The sequence below is a fragment of the Simiduia litorea genome (assembly GCF_042853465.1).
GTDB classification, from domain to species: domain Bacteria; phylum Pseudomonadota; class Gammaproteobacteria; order Pseudomonadales; family Cellvibrionaceae; genus Simiduia; species Simiduia litorea.
This window is the reverse complement of sequence record NZ_AP031497.1, coordinates 2,084,920-2,107,656: the sequence shown is the minus strand read 5'-3', so window position 1 is coordinate 2,107,656 and position 22,737 is coordinate 2,084,920. Positions and strand designations below refer to the sequence as shown.

Annotated in this window: 18 protein-coding genes; 4 read left to right on the top strand and 14 right to left on the bottom strand. The window is 46.7% G+C overall.

All coding sequences use genetic code 11. The features are described 5' to 3' along the window. Positions 1–161: 161 nt before the first annotated feature. Positions 162–1,460 carry an NAD(P)/FAD-dependent oxidoreductase gene (locus ACGHTT_RS09370; protein WP_390594872.1) on the bottom strand — a complete coding sequence of 433 codons (1,299 nt, stop codon included), beginning with the start codon at positions 1,458–1,460 and terminating at the stop codon, positions 162–164. A gap of 216 nt (positions 1,461–1,676) precedes the next feature. Between ACGHTT_RS09370 and ACGHTT_RS09365 the strand changes: the two genes are divergently transcribed. Genes ACGHTT_RS09365 through ACGHTT_RS09355 form a run of 3 tightly spaced genes read left to right on the top strand, consistent with a single transcriptional unit; the run spans position 1,677 to position 5,958 of the window. Continuing rightward, positions 1,677–3,014 (top strand): glutamine synthetase family protein, encoded by a 1,338-nt coding sequence (locus ACGHTT_RS09365; RefSeq protein WP_390594871.1) that lies wholly within the window; start codon positions 1,677–1,679, stop codon positions 3,012–3,014. 19 nt (positions 3,015–3,033) lie between these two features. Continuing rightward, positions 3,034–5,091: an amidohydrolase gene (locus ACGHTT_RS09360; RefSeq protein WP_390594870.1), complete on the top strand. Its 2,058-nt coding sequence runs from the start codon at positions 3,034–3,036 to the stop codon at positions 5,089–5,091. Positions 5,092–5,094: 3 nt separating this feature from the next. Then, a complete protein-coding gene (locus tag ACGHTT_RS09355; protein ID WP_390594869.1) occupies positions 5,095–5,958 on the top strand; it encodes a hypothetical protein in 864 nt (287 codons plus the stop codon). Here ACGHTT_RS09355 and mazG read toward each other — a convergent pair. From mazG to cysM, 4 genes are read right to left on the bottom strand one after another with little or no spacing between them, the layout of a single operon-like run. Continuing rightward, the gene (mazG, locus tag ACGHTT_RS09350) at positions 5,942–6,775 is read right to left on the bottom strand and encodes a nucleoside triphosphate pyrophosphohydrolase (RefSeq protein WP_390594868.1); all 834 of its coding nucleotides are present in this window, start codon (positions 6,773–6,775) and stop codon (positions 5,942–5,944) included. The two genes, ACGHTT_RS09355 and mazG, sit on opposite strands and share 17 nt — an antisense overlap. Next, a complete protein-coding gene (gene relA, locus ACGHTT_RS09345; RefSeq protein WP_390594867.1) occupies positions 6,776–9,028 on the bottom strand; it encodes a GTP diphosphokinase in 2,253 nt (750 codons plus the stop codon). It abuts the gene before it with no gap. Between the two features lie 24 nt (positions 9,029–9,052). Next, positions 9,053–10,426, bottom strand: coding sequence for a 23S rRNA (uracil(1939)-C(5))-methyltransferase RlmD (gene rlmD / locus ACGHTT_RS09340; RefSeq protein ID WP_390594866.1), 1,374 nt, complete (start codon positions 10,424–10,426; stop codon positions 9,053–9,055). Next, entirely contained in the window at positions 10,427–11,308 is an 882-nt protein-coding gene (gene cysM, locus ACGHTT_RS09335) for a cysteine synthase CysM (protein ID WP_390595022.1), read from the bottom strand. Between the two features lie 139 nt (positions 11,309–11,447). Between cysM and ACGHTT_RS09330 the strand changes: the two genes are divergently transcribed. Further along, a complete protein-coding gene (locus ACGHTT_RS09330; RefSeq protein ID WP_390594865.1) occupies positions 11,448–14,279 on the top strand; it encodes a response regulator in 2,832 nt (943 codons plus the stop codon). Here the strand turns inward: ACGHTT_RS09330 and recO are convergent. The 9 genes from recO to ACGHTT_RS09285 all read right to left on the bottom strand — a co-directional run bounded on the left by recO (position 14,268) and on the right by ACGHTT_RS09285 (position 22,737). Continuing rightward, on the bottom strand, positions 14,268–14,984 hold the full coding sequence (gene recO, locus ACGHTT_RS09325) for a DNA repair protein RecO (RefSeq protein ID WP_390594864.1): 717 nt from the start codon (positions 14,982–14,984) through the stop codon (positions 14,268–14,270). The two genes, ACGHTT_RS09330 and recO, sit on opposite strands and share 12 nt — an antisense overlap. A 2-nt stretch (positions 14,985–14,986) precedes the next feature. Next, positions 14,987–15,901 (bottom strand): GTPase Era, encoded by a 915-nt coding sequence (gene era / locus ACGHTT_RS09320; RefSeq protein WP_390594863.1) that lies wholly within the window; start codon positions 15,899–15,901, stop codon positions 14,987–14,989. Between the two features lie 20 nt (positions 15,902–15,921). Next, the gene (gene rnc / locus ACGHTT_RS09315; protein ID WP_390594862.1) at positions 15,922–16,602 is read right to left on the bottom strand and encodes a ribonuclease III; all 681 of its coding nucleotides are present in this window, start codon (positions 16,600–16,602) and stop codon (positions 15,922–15,924) included. Beyond that, entirely contained in the window at positions 16,602–17,024 is a 423-nt protein-coding gene (locus tag ACGHTT_RS09310; RefSeq protein WP_390594861.1) for a DUF4845 domain-containing protein, read from the bottom strand. The genes rnc and ACGHTT_RS09310 overlap by 1 nt, the downstream gene beginning before the upstream one ends. 32 nt (positions 17,025–17,056) lie before the next feature. Next, positions 17,057–17,896 carry a signal peptidase I gene (lepB, locus tag ACGHTT_RS09305; RefSeq protein WP_390594860.1) on the bottom strand — a complete coding sequence of 280 codons (840 nt, stop codon included), beginning with the start codon at positions 17,894–17,896 and terminating at the stop codon, positions 17,057–17,059. 32 nt (positions 17,897–17,928) lie between these two features. Next, positions 17,929–19,728, bottom strand: a complete 1,800-nt coding sequence (lepA, locus tag ACGHTT_RS09300) for a translation elongation factor 4 (RefSeq protein WP_390594859.1) — start codon at positions 19,726–19,728, stop codon at positions 17,929–17,931. 167 nt (positions 19,729–19,895) lie between these two features. Continuing rightward, positions 19,896–21,272 (bottom strand): DegQ family serine endoprotease, encoded by a 1,377-nt coding sequence (locus ACGHTT_RS09295; protein WP_390594858.1) that lies wholly within the window; start codon positions 21,270–21,272, stop codon positions 19,896–19,898. A gap of 49 nt (positions 21,273–21,321) precedes the next feature. Continuing rightward, positions 21,322–21,789, bottom strand: coding sequence for a SoxR reducing system RseC family protein (locus tag ACGHTT_RS09290; protein WP_390594857.1), 468 nt, complete (start codon positions 21,787–21,789; stop codon positions 21,322–21,324). Then, a complete protein-coding gene (locus tag ACGHTT_RS09285) occupies positions 21,790–22,737 on the bottom strand; it encodes a MucB/RseB C-terminal domain-containing protein (protein WP_390594856.1) in 948 nt (315 codons plus the stop codon). It abuts the gene before it with no gap.

Genomic DNA, 22,737 nt, shown 5'->3' with positions numbered 1-22,737 from the left:
ACAGCCGCTTCGCATCCATGCGAAGGCTTGTTTGCACCTGCGAAATAATCTTAGAAAAATTAATTCTAGTCAAATTTCCACTTATGCAAAATCATACCTCAATAGTGGCACATCAATGCCCTTCCGCGCTACGGTTTTGACGGAAGATCATTGGCGAACGACTAGAGCTTGTCCATCAAGCTGTAATAAAGCATACCCGCCACTAAACCTGGCCAGCGCAGCAAGGTGCCGCCGGGAAACATAGGTTGCGGCAGTGATGCCATAACATCAAAACGCTCAGCCGTGCCCGCGACAGCTTCAGATAACAACTTTCCGGCCATGGTGGCGGTAGGCACTCCGTGACCAGAATAACCCTGAGCATAGAAGACATTCGGCTCAAGACGACCAAAGTTGGGCATCCGATTCAAGGTAATAGCCAAGGTTCCGCCCCATGCATAATCAATTGTTTTTGAGGCTAGATGAGGATAAACACGCAACATGTACTTCTGTACAAAGGTTTTTAGGTCCCTGGGGAAACGGCTGGTATAGTTTTCACCACCACCGAAAATAAGCCGATTATCACCGGACAGTTTCCAGTAGTTGATAACAAATAGCGAATCCTGCAACGCCGTGTCATCGCGAATCAGTGCTCGCGCCTCCTGAGCAGACAAGGGCTCCGTCGCTAAAACGAAATTGTTAATGGGCATTATTTTTCGAGCCAACCTCGGTTCCAGCCCAGCTAAATAGCCATTGGTTGCAAAGACCAGATACTTGGCAGCAACTGAACCTTGGTCTGTGTGCACCACTGGGTTTGCACCCTTAACATAGTGCGTCACCGGCGAATCCTGATAGAACTTCACCCCAGCCAGCTCAGCCGCTTTAGCCATGCCCAATAAATAATTCAGCGGGTGCAGATGTCTAGAGCCATGATCTAGATAGCCGCCATGATATTTATCACTGCCTACGCGCTCGTCCACCTGAGCCTTAGTCAAAAATTCGGCCTGCGCGTAGCCATAGCGCTCGCGCAGATGCTCCACACCCGCCTTAAAATCTTGCGTTTCCTTAGACTTACTGGCGAGATGCAAAATGCCAGTCTTAAAGTCGCAGTCAATCTGATGCTTAGTCACCAAATTTTCAACGGTTGCTACTGCCTCTAGGCCAAACTGCCAAAGTAGGCTCGCCTTATCTTGGCCAACCATAGCCTCCAAATCTGACTGCTCCTTTCTTTGACCGGTGCCCACGTGCCCACCATTGCGGCCGGAGGCGCCCCAACCTATCTTATTCGCCTCTAAAACAGTGACCTTGAAACCTCTTTCAGCCAGATGTAACGCTGCCGACACACCGGTGTAGCCAGCGCCTATTACGCATACATCTGCGGTCTCATGGCCAAGTAAGGCACTGCCGTCAAACTGATACTTGGCTGTCGCCGCGTAATAGGAGCCTGTGTGAGCTTGCTTGGTTTCATGCCAAATACGGTTCATCGCACCTCCGCTTGCTGCCCCAAATGGGGCGCTTGTGTTTTCATCAGCCAAACAATAGACTGAATAATAATTCGGTTTTATAGTATGTTTTGCCGTGGCAGTACGCAAGCCCCATTTGGGGTAACCGTCATGCTATTTATTAGCCAGCCATTGAGAGATCAATAGGCTTCATTTACTGTAGCCTTTCAAACTAATCACAGCGCATACAGGTGCAACATGGTTGACTCCATCGACACATGGTTAAAGGAAAATGGTATTACGGAAGTGGAATGTCTCGTACCCGATATGACGGGTAATGCTCGAGGCAAATTCATTCCCGCTCATAAGTTTATTAAGGAAGACAGTCGCCTCCCGGAAAGTATTTTGATTCAAACTGTCACCGGTGAATACGTCGATAACCATTGGGATATTGTCGCCCCACTCGATTCGGACATGCTGCTAGAGCCGGACCCAAACACCGTGCGTATCGTACCTTGGGCAGATGAACCAACCGCACAAATCATTCACGACTGCTATACCCGCGCCGGCGATCCACACCCTATGGCAACGCGAAATGTCCTGAAAAAAGTATTAGCGCTCTATGAAAAAGAAGGCTGGATCCCGGTCGTTGCACCCGAGGTTGAATTCTATTTAGTCAGCCAAAATACCGATCCAGACTATGAGTTATCGCCGCCACCTGGGCGATCCGGTCGGCGCGAATTCGCTCGTCAGTCTTATAGCATCGATGGCTGTAATGAATACGAGCCGATTATTAATGACATGTATAAATATTGTGAGGCACAAAACTTGGATGTGGATACGCTGATTCACGAATCAGGTGCCGCACAATTGGAAATCAATTTTTTACATGGCAACGCCCTGGATTTAGCCGACCAAGTTTTTACCTTCAAACGCACCATGCGAGAAACTGCATTTAGGCACGGCATTTATGCAACCTTCATGGCTAAGCCGATGACCAACGAACCCGGTAGCGCAATGCATATCCACCAGAGTGTGGTCGATAAAAACGGGGACAATATATTTGTCGACAAAGATGGAAATGAAAGTGATTTATTCCGCTATTATATCGGTGGCTGCCAGCGGTATATACCGCACACAATTTCACTTTTCGCACCCAACGTGAATTCCTATCGACGTTTCGCCAAAGACATTGCTGCACCGGTTAATCTCGAGTGGGGGTACGACAATCGAACAGCGGGCATTCGAATTCCCGATAGTTCGCCCGCCGGCAAGCGGGTAGAAAACAGGTTTCCCGGCGTTGATGTCAATCCCTATCTAGCTTTTGCTGCGTCATTGGCGTGTGGTTACCTCGGAATGAAGAATAAGCTGACGCCTACCCCACACTGTGAAGGCCACGCCTCCGAAGATGGGGAAATTGAGCTGCCTCGAAATCTTTTACACGCGCTCAACTTGCTAACCGATTGTCCAGAGCTTGAGGAAGTATTTGGTGCCGATTTTATCAAAGCTTATGCGGCGGTAAAGATGGAGGAATTCGAGGCCTTTAATAAAGTCATTACCACTTGGGAAAGAGAATACCTATTACTCAACGTATAATTAACTGATGGAAATAATCATGAAGCTTTGGTTTAAATATAAAAGCGCTGTCAAAATCGCTAGTGTTGGACTAGCAAGTTTAGCGATTTACGCTTGCGATACGACTAACCCTAAAGCTTCACTGATTATTACTAATGGAACAGTTTACACCGCCAATGCTAAGCAAGCGTTCGCGGAAGCCATAGCCATTGCTGGCGATGAAATTATCTACGTCGGCACAAGCGCAGGCGCAAATAGATTTGCCGGCGACAACACCAGAATAGTGGATGCTAAAGGCAAAATGGTATTGCCCGGCCTACACGATGCACACATACACCCCTTCGGCCTAGTATCCAGTGCCAACTGTGATCTGGAAAGTAGCGCACTAACTCTGGCCGAACTCTCAACGGTAGTTAAAGGCTGTTTGGAGCGTTCGAAGCTTGAGCCCGACGAATGGCTTACGGTAGAGCAATGGAACTTCACCAAAGGCAACCAGCCTGACGACGTACTGCTGAATATACGCATGGCGCTAGATAAAGCCAGCCCATCAACGCCTATTTTCCTGCGGGGCAACGACGGCCATCACGGTGCAGCCAATAGCGCAGCACTGTTAACCGCAAAAAATATTCAAGGCGAAACCATTGGCCTGACTAGCAAGACGATTGCCACTGACTTCCAAGAATATGCACAATATATTGGCGTCGACAAATCAGGCGAACCGGATGGCCAACTCTCCGAAGCCGCTAGATATATCTTAGGCTTAACCAGTAATGCACTCACTGGCGATGGTACGCCCAAGCAGCTAGCCGCCAAGCTTCCCGCTATAGCGGCGATTTTAGCTGAGGCTGGCATAACCAGCATTCAGGATGCGGCGGCTGATATAGCCACTCTGCCGCTACTAGAAAAATATGCCCAGAGCGGCAAGCAGACCTATCGCTATACAGGTGCGCTTTTTACAGATTTTACAAAATTTAGTAGGCCCATACGAGACAACTCTGATTGGACCAAGCAAAACTCAATCAACGAAGTTGATATTAAAGCCGTAATTGATGAGTTCTCGGCGATTAAGAAACGTCAAAACAACCCGCAGTTATTTAAAACCGATGCGGCAAAAATTTTTGTCGACGGTGTGATTGAAGGCAACCCTTTTGCCACCCCGCCCTCGCTGCCAAATGCCGCCGTTAAAAAGCCTTACTTACAACCAATGTTCAGCACTGATGGAGACACCCTGCAATTACAAGGCTATGTGGATCTCGACTCTTCACCCTGCCAAGACAGTCGCGCCAACCCACCTAAAAATGCTATTGAGAAAACTGCTTTTTTCCAGAAAAATCACTTCCAACCTGAGCAATGTACAATCAGCAACGGCAGACTCGAACACGATGAGGCCTTCATTCACCGTTATATCGCGCAATTAGAAGCAGCCGGCTTTGCTGTGCACGCGCACGCCATCGGTGACCGCGCTGTTGCCACCGCCTTAGATGCATTTGAGGCCTCCAAAACCAAAAATAACCATCAGCGCCCCCAAACCATTAGTCATGCACAACAAATTTCAGATAGCGATCTGATGCGCTTCGATAAAAATGCTGTCTATCTAGCCTTCACTTTCGCATGGGCAATACCTGACTACGGTTACGACCTAACGGTCACTCCCTACATAGACAAATTGACTAGCCTCAATGATATGTACGACCCTTCTAATTACGCAATCAGCAACCATTACCCAGCTAACAGCGCCAAACAAAACGGCGCGATGATTATTGCAGGTAGTGATGCACCTGTTGACACAAGAGATCCTCGCCCGTTCATCAACCTTGCCGCGGCATTAACCCGACATGCAGAAGGTAAGACCTATAACGAAGCAGAAAGGTTGACGCTGACTGATGCCTTGGATGCCTTCACGATTAATAGTGCTAGAGCAATGCAACAAGCAGACATTACCGGCTCTCTCGAGTCAGGTAAGAAAGCAGACATAGTGATGCTAGATCGAAATTTAGTCCCGAGTGCCCGCGCCTTCGATAGCGAAGCGGTTGCTGAAACACAAGTTGAGCTAACCGTATTCAACGGCAAGATCATTTACGAAAAAAATAAAAGATAAAAAATGATGAGCGTATTTTTAAATTCCCCTAGGCCTTCACTGTACTTATTGTTTCAAGTATTCAAATACGCCATTTATAGCTTGCTCGTTGTTAATTTATATTTATTCTTTCAAGAAAATACCGCCGCTATTGCACATACTTTTTCGAATGGCATTGAGTTGCATCAGCTCGGCGAGGCCTACTCCGACACCATAGACACTCTATCCTGGGTGCTTCTCTTGCTGTTATTTGAGCTGGAAACCTACATTGTCAATGATAAATACCTAACCAACAGAGTAAAGCTTGCACTCTTCGTTTTGCGCAGTTTAAGTTACGTCTTTATATTCTATTCACTGTATGGCTATATATCACGCTACATTGCCGTCCTGTCCGCCAGCCCATTTAGTGTTGCCGACGCATGCAATCTCGTCAACACGAACTTCTCTCAGATCATTTCACTGAACGATTATCAGCCACTTAACGCAGCGAGCTGTAGCGAACTTAACAACACCGACCTCATGAGACTAAACGGCACAGAAATTATAGGCAGCCTAGAAGCCTACGAGATTATAGAAAATCTAGCCGTTGTAGATGTGATCAATGCACTGACTTGGGTACTGATTGTGGTGGTGTTGGAAATAGATGTTTACCTACAAACCAGCAACAAGGTTATGGGGCCGTTTCTTTCACTCTCCAATTGGGTTAAGGCCGGTTTATACGGCACATTATTAGCCTGCGCTATTTATTGGTGGATTGACGGTGATTTTCTCGACTTCTGGGACGCATTTTTATGGTTGATCGCATTTGTTTTCATTGAGATGAACATATTCGAATGGCAGGAAGAAATACAACAAAAAAACCGGCGCCCCACTAATCAAACTGCTTAACCTGTTGCCATACAGCCTCCATATCGTGGAGGCTGCTATCCTTAAGCTTTCCGCCCTTGGTTTCGATGACACCTTCCATGGCTGAAAATCGTTTCTCAAATTTTTTATTCGTATCACGCAGAAGCGTTTCCGCATCAAAGTCAGCCAAACGACAAACATTAACCACCGAAAACATCAAATCACCTAATTCCTGCCCTAAGGCCAAGTGACCATCTGCACTTTCCAATAGCGATATTTCGGCCTCGACTTCGGCGAGCTCCTCATGTACTTTTTCCATTGCAAGCCGAATGGAGCCAAAGTCGAAGCCCACCTGCGAAGCACGCTTTTGAAGCTTCTGCGCACGAGTGATCGAAGGAAGGTTCGAAGGTACATCCGCCAGTTGGCCCCGCTTACCTTTCTCGGTGCGCTCCTGTGCCTTAATTAACTCCCACTGCTTTTTCACCCCGCCTGTCGGCGCCGTCAATCCACTATTGCGTTCATCCGAGCCAGAATACAATGCACCCAAGGGAAAAACATGGGGATGTCGCCGGATCAACTTAGCTGTTAGCGCGCTCACGATAGAATTAAAGTTAAACAGTTTTTCCTCTTCACCAAGCCGAGCGTAAAAAACCACTTGAAACAATAAATCGCCAAGCTCCTCTTCAAGATGAACTAAATCATCTCGTTCAATGGCGTCGGCGACTTCATAGGCTTCCTCTAACGTGCTCGGCACAATAGTCTTAAAGGATTGCGCCAAATCCCACGGACAGCCGGATGCTGGATCTCGCAAACACTGCATTAAATAGAGCAGATCTGTCAGGCTATACTTGGCTTCCATCTAGCGCTTCCTTCTGGCTGCCGCGATATTAGGCAATTGATTAAGACGTGTTAGCGCTCGACTCAAGGCATTAAAGTTACGCACCTCTATGGTTACTTGCATATCGACAGTATTTAAATTTTTATCTGATAAAGTCTGCATAGCAACAACGTTGATCTTTTCGCTATCAAGCAACGCGGTTACATCGCGTAATAATCCATGTCTATCAAAGGCTTCTATCAACACATCAACGCTGTAAACCTTATCAGGCACCCCGCCCCATGAAACCTGAATAATACGCTCTGGTTCATCCGCCTCTAACTGCAAAATATTGCTGCAGTCCTGACGGTGAATTGAAACCCCTTTACCTAACGTAATATAACCATTAATTGCATCACCTGGTACCGGCGAGCAGCATTTTGCGATATGCGTCAGTAAGTTACCCACACCGTCGATAAATACACCAGCGCCATCGCCGCGATTTTTTGAGGGCCTGACAAGATGTAGCTCGGGTTCTTCAACAGAATCTGCGTCAATTAAACGCTGAGCTGCATTGAGCACCTGTGTAACAGTGACATCACTGGCTCCAACCGCCGTATACAAATCATCCAAGTTGTTATACCTGAGCGTTTTCGCCAAGGCTAAGAAATCAATGTCCTGCACGGCAAGACGCTTAAATTCCTTGTCGAGTAGTGAACGTCCATCAGCTAAATTTTTATCCTTAGCTTGCAGCTTAAACCATTGCTGTATTTTCGATCGCGCTCGGGAGCTTGTGACATAGCCCAATGCAGGACTCAACCAATCGCGACTCGGGGACTCGCGTTTACCAGTCAATATCTCAACCTGATCTGAAGTGCACAAGTGGTAGTTAAGCGGTACTATCCGACCATTAACCTTTGCACCGCAACAGCGATTGCCTACATCGGTGTGAATTCGATAGGCAAAATCCAGAGGCGTCGATCCACTCTGGAGATCCACAACATGTCCTTCTGGGGTAAATACATAAATTCGATCTTGATTTAAGCTTGGGTTCAGATGATCAGCGAGTAAATTATCATCCGACTTATTACCAAGCTCTTCATGCCAATCCAACACCTGACGCAGCCAAGCAATTTTTTGATCGTACCCAGACTGTACCTCTTCTTTATCCGTTCCTTTATAGCGCCAGTGAGCGCAGACACCAAACTCAGCATCTTCATGCATAGAATGGGAGCGAATCTGCACTTCCAACACTTTCTGTTCCGGCCCAATCACTGCCGTATGCAAGGAGCGATATCCATTCTCTTTAGGTGAGGCAATATAATCGTCAAATTCGTTGGGAATATTGCGCCACAGAGAGTGGACTATGCCGAGCACCGCATAGCAGTCTCGCACCGTCGGAACGAGAATCCGAACGGCTCTGATGTCGTAAACTTGAGAAAAACCAATACTCTTACGGCGCATTTTTCGCCAAATACTATAGATGTGCTTAGCGCGGCCACTGATATCACCTTCGATGGAGGCGCCGACCAACTCAGCCTTAAGCGTCGCAATAACATTTTCAATATATTGCTGGCGCCCCAATCGCTTTTCGTCCAGTAAGCGCGCTATGGTTTTATAATCATCCGGCTCCAAGTAGCGAAAAGACAGATCCTCGAGTTCCCACTTAATATGACCAATACCCAAGCGGTGGGCCAAGGGCGCATACACGTTGGCAATCTCCCGAGCAACCCTCAGCCGGCGCTCTGGTGTTGCCGTTTTTAGCGCCCTTATAGCACAGGTTCGCTCGGCCAGTTTGATCAGCGCAACTCGGACATCATCAACCATGGCGACCAACATTTTTCGCACATTTTCGGCATGCTCTTCTGATTGCCGACCCAGCGCTGATTGGTCATCCGCCAACTGCAGCCCACTAATGGCCGCCATCCGTAATACACCGTCAATTAATTTAGCAATTTTCTCGCCGAACTGTTTCGAAACTGAAAATAATTGCAGCTTACCCTCGCGAACCGCGCGGTAGAGTATGGCTGCGATCAAGGTATCGGCATCTAGGTTTAAGTCAGCTAAAATTTCGGCCATCTCTAAGCCGGTCTTTGAGCTACTGATACCAGTTACCCAAATATTTTCGTTAGCAATAGCTGCTTGTTCAACCTCAATCGCGACTAAACAGGCAGCCCTTACTGCGGCACTTTCGGCAGAACTTAGAGACAATTTTGACGAAAGTCGAACCATCCACGTATCGACATCGATTTGACCTTCCGCGTTTATTGGCTGATCTTCTCTAACTTTAACCATAATTTTCCAAAGTGGTGACTGCAACTAACGGAGCAAAAATAGCGCCATTGTCTCAACGTGCATTGTTTGGGGAAACATATCTAAAGCACCAACACGCTCAAGATCGTAACCTGATTCGACTAACGTCCTTGCATCACGCGCAAAGGTGGCGGCATCACAAGAAATATAGAGAATTTTTTTTGGCTTCAAGCGGCTAATATTTTCAACCACTGATTTGGCACCCGCTCGCGGTGGGTCTAAAATGACACCATCAACTTTTTTCGGCAACTTTCTCAGCGACTCGATTTTTTCTAAATCTGCAGCTAAAAATTTGCAGTTAGTCACAGCTAAGCTTTCCGCGTTAGCTTTCGCCTGCTCTACCATGTCAGCTATGGCTTCCACACCAATCACTTGGTGAGCGAATGCGGCAAATGGCAGCGTCAAGTTACCAACACCACAAAATAAATCCAACCAAATATCTTCTTTAGACGGATGTGCCCAAGACAGCGCCTGCTCTACCATGGCATAGTTAACGTCTGGGTTTATTTGGCTAAAATTACTAATCTGGTACCTAAGCGGCTTCGCCAAATGCGGTACACTTACCGTAAAGCTGATCTCCGCTCGCCTGCCATCAAGACGATAGTAATCTGCTGAGCTGTCTGGCTGCAAATACACCTCTGCACCTGTCTCTACACTCAGCGTAGAAAGAGCGTCGAGCTCTGGCTCCATTAACGCCGCAACATGCCGCAGTACAAGCACGGGTAGAGCCTGCGTCTTGAGCATTTCAATATGCCCCAGCACTTCTGGCCGGAATTCTATTAGCGCACGCTGCAGCGGTGCCAAGCATGCGTCTAAGGCAGGATCAAGCACAAGGCAACGATCAATCTTGATGATTTGGCTATTGGCTCTCGCTTTGAAGCCCGCATAAGGGCTTCCTTTGTGACTCAAAGAAAGTCTCGCCCTACTTCGATAAGCAAGCGTATTTTTTGACACTATGGCAGCGACTTTTTCCGGCTCGACATTTAACTTGGCGCGACGCAGTTGATCTTGCACCAAGTTGGATTTGAAATGTAACTGAGCATCGGGTGCTAGATGCTGAATTTGGCAGCCGCCACAAGTCGCATAATAGGCACAGGCAGGCTCCCTGCGCTCAGTGCTAACGTCGCCGATAATCGACACAGAGAGTGCTTCAGAATACTTAGATTTTTGCGCAACGACCTTTACAAGGTGCTTTTCTAGGGGTAATGCATGGTCGACAAAAACAATTTTTCCATCTAGCTGCGCAATACCTCGCCCATCATGGGCCAATCTATCAATCACAACTTCTGCGGAAATATTGGGCAAGGACTTAGCTTTGGACTTTCCAGCTGCCCCGAAACCGCCCCGCCCCTTAGCTCTGGAAGACTTATTCATCTTCATTTAAGAAAAAATCCCAGATGACAGGTATCTGTCACCGCGGTCACAGATAATTGCCACAATCACCGCATTGTCTACCTGCTGGCTTAATGCCAGCGCTGCTGCGATGGCGCCGCCTGAGGATACGCCGCAGAAAATCCCCTCTTTGGTAGCCAACTCTCGCATGGTGTCTTCGGCAAGCTTTTGGCTCATATTGACAATCTTATCCACCCGGCTAGGATCAAAAATGCGGGGTAAATATGCCTCAGGCCAACGGCGTATACCAGGAATACTGGCGCCCTCATCAGGCTGTAGACCAATGATTTGAACCGACGGGTTTTGCTCTTTCAGATAGCGAGATACCCCCATAATCGTACCGGTGGTTCCCATCGAGCTGACGAAATGGGTAATCTTACCCTCTGTTTGCTGCCAGATTTCAGGCCCAGTGGTTTCGTAGTGCGCTAGCGGGTTATCAAGATTGGCAAACTGATCAAGCACTCTACCGAGTCCTTGCTGCTGCATCTTCAGGGCTAGGTCGCGAGCGCCTTCCATGCCCTGCTCCTTGGTTACCAATATCAGCTCTGCGCCATAAGCCTTCATGGCAGCTTTGCGCTCATCTGTCGCCGTGTCAGGCATAATCAATGTTATAGGGTAGCCCTTGATAGCTGCCACCATGGCAAGCGCAATACCGGTATTGCCGCTAGTAGCCTCGACAAGCCTGTCTCCCGGCTTAATATCGCCGCGCATCTCAGCGCGTTGAATCATGGATAAAGCCGGACGATCTTTGACCGAACCTGCAGGATTGGTGCCCTCTAACTTCGCCAGTACAACGCTAGATCTATCAACTGCCATCCGCTGCAACCTAACAAGGGGGGTTTTACCCACAAGCGTTTCCATCGTCGGCATAGACTTAAGATTTTGAGGCGACGTCATATAAAAACCTTCAGTAAAAAATGGCCATTTCCAGACTGTTCGAATCAGCCAGAGGGCGCTATTCTACAGCCGATTATGGTATGGTTAAACCGGTACCAAATTGGATGGTGAAATGCCCAACAACCTCAATCACAACAACGCAATCAAAGGCCGATCCCTCAAGCTTGCGTTACTGCCTATCGCTGGAATAACGCTTATTTTAACAGCATTACTCGCAGCCCTTTACTTGACTCAGCTCTCTAAGATATCGCTAGAGCGTGGCTACCACCTCAGCCGGCTCTTCGCTCAGCTCACCTACCAGTCAATGCACAATCGGCTGCTGCTTCAGTCTGTAGTGCATACCTCGGTCACCGACAGCGACATTATCGCCGTTCGGGTTTACGATTTAAATAAGTCGCCGTTGATACACTCGGGGCCAAGGTTTTCACCAGAAGCAAATATAAACCCAGAAAAGTTTGGTTTAGACCCCAGCCATCAAGAACTAAGCGACAGCACCTTATATATTGTGCCAATTCATGCCGATCACGATGCCTTCGCTCCCTTTGGCTGGCTCATCGTCGAAATATCGACCGACGATTTCACGCTGCTTGAATACAAAACCTTACTATTGGCAATACTGGCTGGATTAATTGCAGCCTGCTTAAGCGCCTACCTTGTTATTGGCTATAGTCGACAAATAGGCGAAGGTATAGACCAGATACTCAAGGGTATTAAGCAATTAAAAAAGGGACAGCACGATTTACATATCGAGGCCACTGAACTCACTGAATTCGATGATGTTTTTAATGCACTAAACTCGTTGGCGCTTGGATTAAAAGAAACGCAAGACGACATTCAACGAAATATTGACCAATCCATAGAAGATTTGCGGGAAACGCTTGAAACCATTGAAATTCAAAATATTGAACTAGATTTGGCAAGGAAGGAAGCTGTTGAAGCAAGCCGAGTTAAATCAGACTTTCTAGCCAACACCTCCCATGAAATAAGAACACCGTTAAACGGCATTATCGGCTTCACTAGCCTGCTGCTAAAAACCACTGTTAGCGAACAGCAGCGAGAATATCTGCGAACAATTCAAAGCTCCTCTCAGGGCTTACTGACCATTATCAACGATGTACTCGATTTTTCCAAAATAGAAACCGGTCGATTGCAGCTTGATTATATCCCCCTACATTTGCGTCATGTCATCGAAGATGCCATGCAAATAATGGCTCCCGCAGCCCATGAAAAAAATATCCAACTGATTTTACATATCGATCGCAAGCTACCATCCCACTTGCTAGGCGATCCGCTACGGCTCAAGCAAATATTGACCAATCTTGTCAGCAATGCCATAAAATTTTCCAGCGGCGGCAATGTCATCATCAATGCCGCACTGAAAGCCACCGAAGAAACACAAGTGGAAGTCGAAATCAGCGTTCAGGACTCTGGTGTAGGCGTCTCAGAACAAGATCGCGAAAAGTTGTTTCAAGCATTTAGCCAAATCGATACCAGCAACACCAGAAAGCACGGCGGCACCGGCTTAGGTTTAGCAGTATCTAAAGGCCTAATACGACGCATGAACGGTGAAATTGGTGTAAAAAGTAGCGGTCAAGGCGGCGCTCTATTTTGGTTCACTGCTCGCTTTGGTGTCGAACAGGAATCCTACCAACAAGAGGCAACCCATCTGCTCGCCAATTGCCATTTCGGCATATACAGCGCTAACGAACAGCTAGCCAATCATATGCGTGAAATCATAAAGGCGGAGAGCGGCGTACTATTTACCGGCAACAGCATAGCGGAAATACTAACGCTTGTTAAAAGTCAGTCACAGATTAATCAACCGCTGGAAGTCGTATTTTACGACATTGAACCTCAACTTGAACGCAACTTTGATTTGCAAAACTTAGCGGAATTTGTCAACAAACTACTACTGCATTACAGCTGCAAAACCGTTTTTTTAACAACACCAAGTGCGAGACGAGCGATTGAGCACAACCTCACAAACATTCAGTGTGAATACCTCGAAAAACCACTCATTCAATCCCGTGTACTGTCATTGCTGCGCAATGAATTAATGCCGGAAAAAGAGGAAACCAAACTCGGCAGAAAAATAGCGCCTTTCGACACGAGACCGAAAATACTCGCCGTCGACGACAACCCCGCTAACCTACAGTTAGTCGGCGAACTTTTAAATGGGCTCGGCATGGATGTAACATTAGCATCAGACGGCAAACAAGCAATTGAACTGGCCGAGCGGCAACTATTTGATCTTATTTTTATGGATCTCCAAATGCCGATTATGGACGGCATTGAAGCAACGAAAGTCATACGCAACAAAGAATCTGGCAAGCGGCGCACCCCAATTGTCGCACTTACAGCACACGCAATGGCCGAGCAAAAATCTCAATTATTACTCGCAGGCATGGACGACTATTTAAGCAAGCCAGTGAGCGAAGCTCAGTTAGCGCACATTATTAATCGCTGGCTAAAAGCACGCAATTTACAGAAAAATTGGCTAAAACTTGAACGTTCCACAGACGCTTTAACGCCAGATATTGACGTAGCACCAGAATCACCAAAGATCGTTGACCTTAATAGATCTTTAGTACTCGCAAATAACAAACCTAACCTAGCTAAAGACATGTTATCTATGTTGCTCATTGGCCTAAAAAGCGATCAGGACAATATAAAGCTGCATCATTCAACCAATGACTATGATGCTTTAGAGGCAGTGGTTCACCGACTCCATGGAGGTTGTTGTTATTGCGGCGTTGAGGCTCTTAGATTGGCAGCACATGATCTAGACAAGTCATTACAATGCAAAGACTATAGCGCCATCAAGGAGCAAGTTGAAAGGCTAGATTGCCAAATCAATAATTTACAAAATTGGGCAAGTGAACACGATTTAGACATTCTATTCGAAATCGAAGAGCAAGAAGCTGGAGCGCTTTCATCGAAATAATTCTTGACTCTTAAGGGGCCTAGAGCCGAGCAGTGGACGCAGCACAACACGCATAAAGCGCTTTATATCCATTCTTGTATCTGCGTCGGACAAATCACCCTGTGAAAACTTTAAAATAGAGCTGCCTAGAAAAGCGCCCACGCTCGTATCAACTACCGATATCAACCCCTGACCTGCAACCGGCCGGTAATAACCTTGAGAGAGTATCAGCTGTCCAGTATCTGCTGCTTCGGTTAAAGAAAAAGCTGCTCCCACCTGCTGAACTAACAACCATTCAAAGGTGCGTAACAACACCTCCAAACCTGCATCGCCATCAGTCTCTTCATAGCTAGAAAACGCTTCCAGTATATTTTTATAATAATTAAAAATCTCAGGCTGCGACTCACCTTCAGGCAATAACCGCACTAAAAGTTCGTTCAAATAGAAGCCACAATAAAGAGCGCGCCCGGATACTGTTCGCGCAGGCCCAATAGCTTCGATTGACGTTAGCGTTTTCAAAGCCCCCTTCCCGACAACGGAAATAAGAGAAGGAACAAAAGGGTTTATGAGCGCTCTGAGTTGAGTCTTTTTTTTTGCCCTAGCCCCTCGGGCATAAACAGCAACCCTACCGAAATCACGGGTAAAACAGTCAGCAATTACACTGGTGTCGCCATAAGGCCTAGTATGAAGAATATAGGCTGGTTGATGCGTAATTGGTATCTCCACAACTAGAGATCATCGTAGCCTAAACTGCGTAAGGCTCGTTCATCATCCGACCAACCCGACTTAACTTTAACCCACAACTTGAGCATGACCTTGCTCTCAAAAAGAGATTCAATATCCAGTCGAGCCTGCTGACCAATTAATTTAATTTTGTCGCCTTTATCGCCAATTAGTATACGCTTCTGCCCTTCGCGTTCAACCAGAATAGCGGCACTAATATGCAAAATCCCCCTATCCTGCTGAAACTCTTCGATCTCCACAGCCATCTGGTAGGGTAATTCTGCGCCCAATTGGCGAGTGATTTTTTCTCTTATTATCTCTGCTGCCAAAAAGCGGGAGCTTCGATCAGTGATCTGATCCTCTGGAAAGAGATGAGTTCCAGTAGGAATCAACTTTATTAAAATAGACTCTAGACGATCGAGATGCATGCCTTTCAATGCGGATATAGGAATAATTTCTTGAGCAGAAAGCCTTTTAGCGAGTTTTTCTAAGTGCGGCAACAAAACTGACTTATCCTCTAGCTGGTCACATTTGTTTACAGCTATAATCAAAGGCACTTTAACGCCCTCCAAGCGCTTTGCAACCGCCTCATCTTCCTCAGTCCACTGCGTCTTATCAACTAAAAATACAACAACATCAACGTCTTTGATTGCCGATCCCGCAGCGCGATTCATGTAGCGATTTATCGCCCCAGCTTGATTTAAGTGAAGCCCAGGCGTATCAACAAAAATCATCTGATTTGATGCTTCTGTCTTTATGCCTAAAACGTTATTCCTCGTTGTTTGCGGCTTGCGCGATGTGATGCTGATTTTTTGCCCGAGCATATGATTCAGCAATGTAGATTTTCCGACATTGGGACGGCCTACCAAGGCTATGTAGCCACAGCGAGATATTGACGCAAGGCTTTGATCATTAGGCATGGAATAGGTTCTTCTGAAGTTTATTGATAGTTCAAATGCTGCAGCATTTGCAATGCGGCCAGCTTTTCAGCTTTCTTTCGGCTGCTCGCCGTCGCAGATGCTTTATAGGAGGAGTTTTGGACAGCGCAGGTCACTGTAAATACTTGGGCGTGCCCCTCCCCTTCAACGCTGGCGACCTCATATTCAGGCAATGGTAATTTTTTCGATTGCAGCAATTCTTGCAATTTGCTTTTGCTGTCTTTTTTCGTATCCGACAAACTTAATTGACCAATTCGACTAGCGAGCAACCGCAGGATAGCGCTTCGCGCTTCGGGTAATCCAGCCTCTAAATAGATAGCGCCCAAGAGAGCCTCTACGGCGTCAGCTAATATCGACTCTCTGGTCGCACCACCACTCTTTTTCTCGCCATCCCCCAGAATCAAATAGGGGCCAAGATCAAGCTCTCGGGCAATATTTGCAAGAGTATCGCCTTTCACCAATTGTGACCGCAAACGGCTCAGTTCACCTTCACGGGCACCGGGAAATAGGCGAAACAACTCATCGGCGATAACAAAACTCAAAATACTATCACCCAAAAATTCTAATCGCTCGTTGTTGCAAGCGCCGATACTCCGATGGCTGAGAGCTTGCTTTAAAAGTGCCACATCGACAAAATGATAGCCTAACTTGCCTTGCAGCACTTTTCTTTGAGCTTCAGACACTAATCGTCCTTCTTAGCCTTGGGCCGATAATCAACAGGCGCCTTACAGCATTCGTCCGGCTTAGTGCTATCCATATAGTTTTTGAAGTCTAAAACTACCGATATATTATAAAACAGCGGCACTTTCACTTCGTAATAAATAGTGATAATACTGCGATTACGCTCACGCTCAACCACAATATTATTAGCACCCTTAGAACGAACGCCATTGACCGTATAAAAATTTTGTAAATGTTTATGTATTTCAGACGGTGACATTTGATCTACGGTTTTATCCCTATCGCGCAAGGACTGTAAAGCACTGACGATGTATTGATTCTCAGAATAAACTGGGATCAACTTAAAAGCACACAACAGAAAAAAGCCTGAAACAGCCAAAACCAATAATAAACTGAGGGAACTCATACCCTTTTGATAATTCATTTCGTAGCGCTCCAACAACGATGAAAAGTGATTTATTGTATTGAGCCAAGGCGTTGAAAACTGGGCAGACTTAACATTTTCTCCCAGTGCATCCAAATAGCAAATGCCTGACCAACAATAGCGTCCTCTGCGACAAAACCCCAATCCCTACCATCAGAGCTATTGTCACGGTTATCACCCACCATTAGATAATGACCTGCGGGCACTTCCCACTGCCCGGACTGACTCAAACTACCCGGCACCATAGCACGGTGAATCTCATGGGTGGCTTCGCCCAAAGTCTCTTTAAGCACTTGGTATTGAGGTCTACCTACCGGTAGCTGCGCCAACAGTTCTGCCGGAACTTGGTTGCCATTGATGGTAAAAGTGCCATTATCCAAGCGAACACTGTCGCCAGGCAAACCCAGCACTCGTTTAATAAAATAGGTATCAGGTTTGTGCGGAGGAAAAAACACCATGACATCGCCACGCTGAGGCTCACCGACATCAATAATTTTGGTGTTGGTAACCGGTAACCTTATGCCATAGGCAAACTTATTCACCAAAATAAAATCACCTATCTGCAAGGTGGGCACCATGGAGGCAGAGGGGATTTGGAATGGCTCAACCAAAAAACTACGCAGTACTAGAACAAATGCCAAAACTGGAAAAAATGACTTAGAGTATTCAACCAACAGCGGCTCCTTGGATGCCGCCTCCAGAGCTAACTGATAGCCCTGATCAGATTCTTTAAGAGATTTTTCACTGAGCTCTTTTAACGTGCTTTCTATCTTAGCTTTTCGTGGTTTAGCTAAAAAAAAGATATCGAAGAGCCAGCCCAAACCGCTAAAAAATACCAGCAGCACTAAGATAAGCGGAAAATTAATATCCAAAACATCCATCCCTTAAAAAATATAAATCTCTGTTATCCATCAACCTTCAAGACCGCCAAGAATGCTTCTTGCGGTATTTCAACGCGACCGACCTGTTTCATTCGCTTTTTACCAGCCTTTTGCTTATCTAAGAGCTTCTTCTTACGGCTAACGTCACCACCATAGCACTTAGCTGTCACGTCTTTGCGTAGCGCCTTAACCGTTGTTCTAGCAACAACTGAACCTCCAATAGCAGCCTGGATTGCCACGTCAAACATTTGGCGCGGTATTAGCTCTTTCATTTTCTCAGCGATAGCCCGGCCCTTATAGGCGGCATTGTCTTTGTGGATAATGAGCGCCAAAGCATCAACTTTTTCACCGTTGATCAACAAATCAAGGCGGACAAGCCTAGCGGGCTCAAAGCGAATAAAGGTGTAATCCAGCGACGCGAAACCACGGCTAACGGACTTTAACCGGTCGAAAAAGTCGAGAACAACTTCATTCATTGGAAGCTCATAGCGAACTTGCACTTGCGAGCCTGTGTACTGAATATCCCTCTGAATACCGCGCTTCTCTACACATAAGGTAATGACAGAACCGAGGTACTCTTGTGGCACGAGAATATTGGCTTCTACAATTGGCTCACGCATTTCATCAATCAAGCCCGGATCAGGCAATTTCGATGGATTATCAACGTAAATAATTTCACCATCGGTTTTTACAACTTCGTAAATTACCGTCGGCGCCGTTGTAATCAAATCAAGATCGTATTCACGCTCCAACCGCTCCTGGATAATTTCCATGTGGAGCATACCCAAGAACCCGCACCGAAAACCAAAACCCAGGGCATCAGAACTTTCTGGCTCATAAAAAAGCGAAGCATCATTTAATGTCAGCTTTGCCAAGGCTTCGCGGAAGCCTTCAAAGTCATCAGAAGATACGGGGAACAAACCGGCATAGACCTGCGGCTTAACTTTTTTAAAGCCTGGCAAAGAGGGTGTGTCAGCGGTAGCATAATGGGTAATAGTATCACCAACAGGCGCACCTAAGATTTCTTTAATGCCTGCAACAAAGAAACCCACTTCGCCAGCCTTCAAATCTTTGGTCTCTGTAAGTTTAGGCGTAAACACCCCAACCTTATCTACCACGTGGGCCTTACCAATCGATTTTGTAATAATCTTATCTTTTGCTTTCAGCGTACCTTGCATAACGCGAACTAGCGACACAACGCCTAAATAATTATCAAACCAAGAATCAATAATTAATGCTTGCAGCGGTGCATTTATATCGCCGACGGGTGCAGGTACTAGCCTTACCAATTCTTCGAGTACATCCTCAATACCCATTCCCGATTTGGCGCTACAACGAACGGCATCGACAGCATCGATACCGATAATGTTTTCAATTTCATCGGCCACCCGCTCTGGTTCAGCTTGAGGCAAATCCATTTTGTTAAGCACGGGGATAACCTCGAGCCCTTGCTCGAGTGCGGTATAACAATTTGCAACCGATTGCGCCTCAACGCCTTGACCGGCATCGACCACCAATAGCGCACCTTCACAGGCCGCTAATGAACGAGATACCTCGTAAGAAAAATCTACGTGTCCCGGGGTGTCAATGAAGTTAAGCTGGTACGTCTTACCGTCTCTAGCCGTGTAATAAAGCGTGACACTCTGCGCTTTAATGGTAATACCACGCTCGCGCTCGATATCCATGGAATCTAATACTTGCGCGGCCATTTCGCGATCGGAGAGTCCGCCGCAAAGCTGAATAAAACGATCGGCAATGGTGGATTTACCATGGTCGATATGGGCAATAATCGAAAAATTTCGGATATGACTTAAGTCTGACACGTTTGCGCTTCTACTGCTGAATTCATGAATGAATGAGGGAACACCAATCCAAAGGCTGATGGAACATCATCATGCCAAGATCGATAACACCCAAAACAACAAGAGCCCCGAAGGGCTCTTGCGGCGCGGGAAGTTTACCGCATTCCTATGATTTAGGCTACGAAGCCTTATTCCACAATGGTGAAGGACCTATAGGCAGGCCGCCCCTCCCGAAAGAACCTGACCGGCAATAAGGTATTTACGGGGAGCTTAGACTGCAGTGCCTGATAGGTCGCTAAATCAGTAACGGCATCAAAGCCAAGCTGAGCAATCACATCGCCAGCCCGAATACCTGCTTTTGCAGCCGGCGAGTCTGGCACCACTTGCGACACCACCACGCCACCCGCCAAGCGCCAAGCCTGCTTTTGTCGAATGTCGAGCTCTTCCACTGTAAGCCCCAAACGATCACCCTTAATACCCTTATCTCCCGCCAACTCGGCGTCAGGCCCTGGGTTCAGCTGGCCTACCTCAACCTTGGTTTTGAGCTTTTTACCCGATCTCATGAGTTCGACAGCAACGGTTTTCCCTGGGGCGATGCTACCAACGACATGGGGTAGATCCCCGCTTTTAGCGATCGTTTTCCCACCAAAACTCAGTATCACATCACCGACAAGTAAACCAGATTTATCCGCAGGGCTACCTGGCTCAATCTGTTGAATCAATGCACCGGTCGGCTTGCTCAAACCAAACGACTTAGCCAGATCTCTATCCACTTCTTGAATAGCAACGCCCAGCCAACCCCGGTCCACTCGACCTTTATTTTTTAGCTGCTCAATAACATCGACGGCAACATTACTGGGTATGGCGAAGGACAGACCAATAGAACCGCCACTGCGGGTATAAATCTGACTGTTAATTCCTACAACCTTGCCATCCATATTAAACAGAGGGCCACCAGAGTTACCTGGATTAATAGCAACGTCAGTTTGAATAAAAGGCACGTAATTTTCGTTTCTTTCCGTTGGAATACTACGGCCAATCGCACTAACGATGCCGGCACTTGCAGTAAAATCCAATCCAAAAGGCGAGCCAATAGCTAACACCCATTCGCCAACCTTTAATCGCTCGGAGTCGGCAAACTGCAACATTGGCAAGCCGTTAGCTTCCACCTTTAACAGCGCCAAATCCGAACGTGGGTCGGTACCTACAACTTGGGCAGAAAACTCCCGATGATCACTGAGGCGCACCGAAATCTCATCAGCATTTTCAACCACATGATTATTGGTAAGAATGTAACCATCGCTAGACACAACAAAACCCGAGCCCATAGAGCGCTGCTCCTGCTGTGCTCGAGGTTCGAATAAATGTCTAAAAATATCCGGAACATCTTGGGGGTATGTTTGGCGCCCAGTGTTGCGCTTGGCGTGTTCAATCGTATTAATTTTTACGACGGCAGGCGACGCATCCTCGATAAGCTCGGTAAACTCGGGCAAACTTCGAGCGGCTACAACATTAGACAAACTGAGTATCACAAACGCTGTTAAGAAAAAACGCTTAAAACCCATCGTAATAAAACTCCTATATTTGTTGCAACTTAGGTTTTTAAAATAACAGTTAGTTCAATGAACTTGTTTTAATTAACTGATGGAAAACCGGCGTTAAGGTTAGCCCCTTAGACCAACCTTTGGTCAACAATGATACGGCAATAAGGCCACAGACCATTCCGATCGCCGCACCTATAAAAGCCGATAGATCTGTCGCCCACACTTGATACGCAAGCACCGTTCCAATTAATAGTAAAACTAAAGGTAGTAAATAGACGATAAGCGCTGCTTTAGCTAACAAATTGCTTTCGAGGGAAATTTCAATAAGGTCGCCAGACTGTAATGTCTCAGCAGGAAGCGCAATCGAAAGTTGATTTGAGGTTTCCATCCACCCGGCTAACGTACGTTGACCGCAGGTTGATTTCGCAGCACATTGCGCACAGGCACTGCGATTTATGGTTTCGAGCAAAACACTATCGGCACCAACTGCTAAAACAGTTGCCAATTCAACAACCTTATTCGCCGGCGAAACTAACATCTAAAGCTTTTCGCGCAAGCTCATCGCCACACGCTCCAACGTTGGCGCCGGGACCTCGCCGACAGCCGTCACACGATAGTTACCTCGAGTACTTTCAAGCCGCCCTAAGTAAGCAACTGTAGCACCTCGCTGCGCCCGCCCCTCAATAATTGACGGCGAGTCGATTTGATCGATAAAAATTGAAAAAGCGGACAAGCCATCGGTATATTTCAACATTAGACGCTCGTCAGACAATGTTTTTTCACCGGCAAAAACAAATCCCGGGGGCAACCACTGAGTGTACCACTGCTGATTTACCGGCTGAGCAGCGATCAATTGGCAACCGTCTACCTTATTGTCAATTACCCCACGCTCTATCGCAAAAGGCAGACTTGCATCAATAACAATCTTGGAAAATTGAAAGCGCTCAATCACTTTGGCACCAGGCCCAATCAACAAGGTTTTCAGGGCCAAATAACTCTCTTTATCGACACTAACAATATAACCGTAACGATGTTGATCGCGCGGCATAACTTGCACCACAACACTTTGTCGACCAGCAATTCTTTCAAAACCCAAGATGGAAATATGATAAAAGTCATTAATATCCTGAGTAATTTGAACGGCTTGAGGTGCAGCGCCTCTTATTAGCTGTTCGCCAGGAAACGGACAGTGATTGTGATCACTATTTCGCCTTATTTCTCGAGCCTCACCGCTCAAATGAACGAGGGATTCGTGTTCGACACCCTCTATCACCTGATGCTGAATCTCGATAGTAGAAAGGTGCGTACCGTGCTCGTAGGTTAGCAGCCCAGAATAAGACGCTTGTGACATTGCGATAGATTGACGCGCCAAAATTTTCCGCCCATCAATAGCATCATCGGCAAACGTAGGGAATTGGGTTAAGGAAAGGAACACCAATACTATGAAATCAGCAAGCAGACCAGCCTTGCGAAAGCGAACGATCAT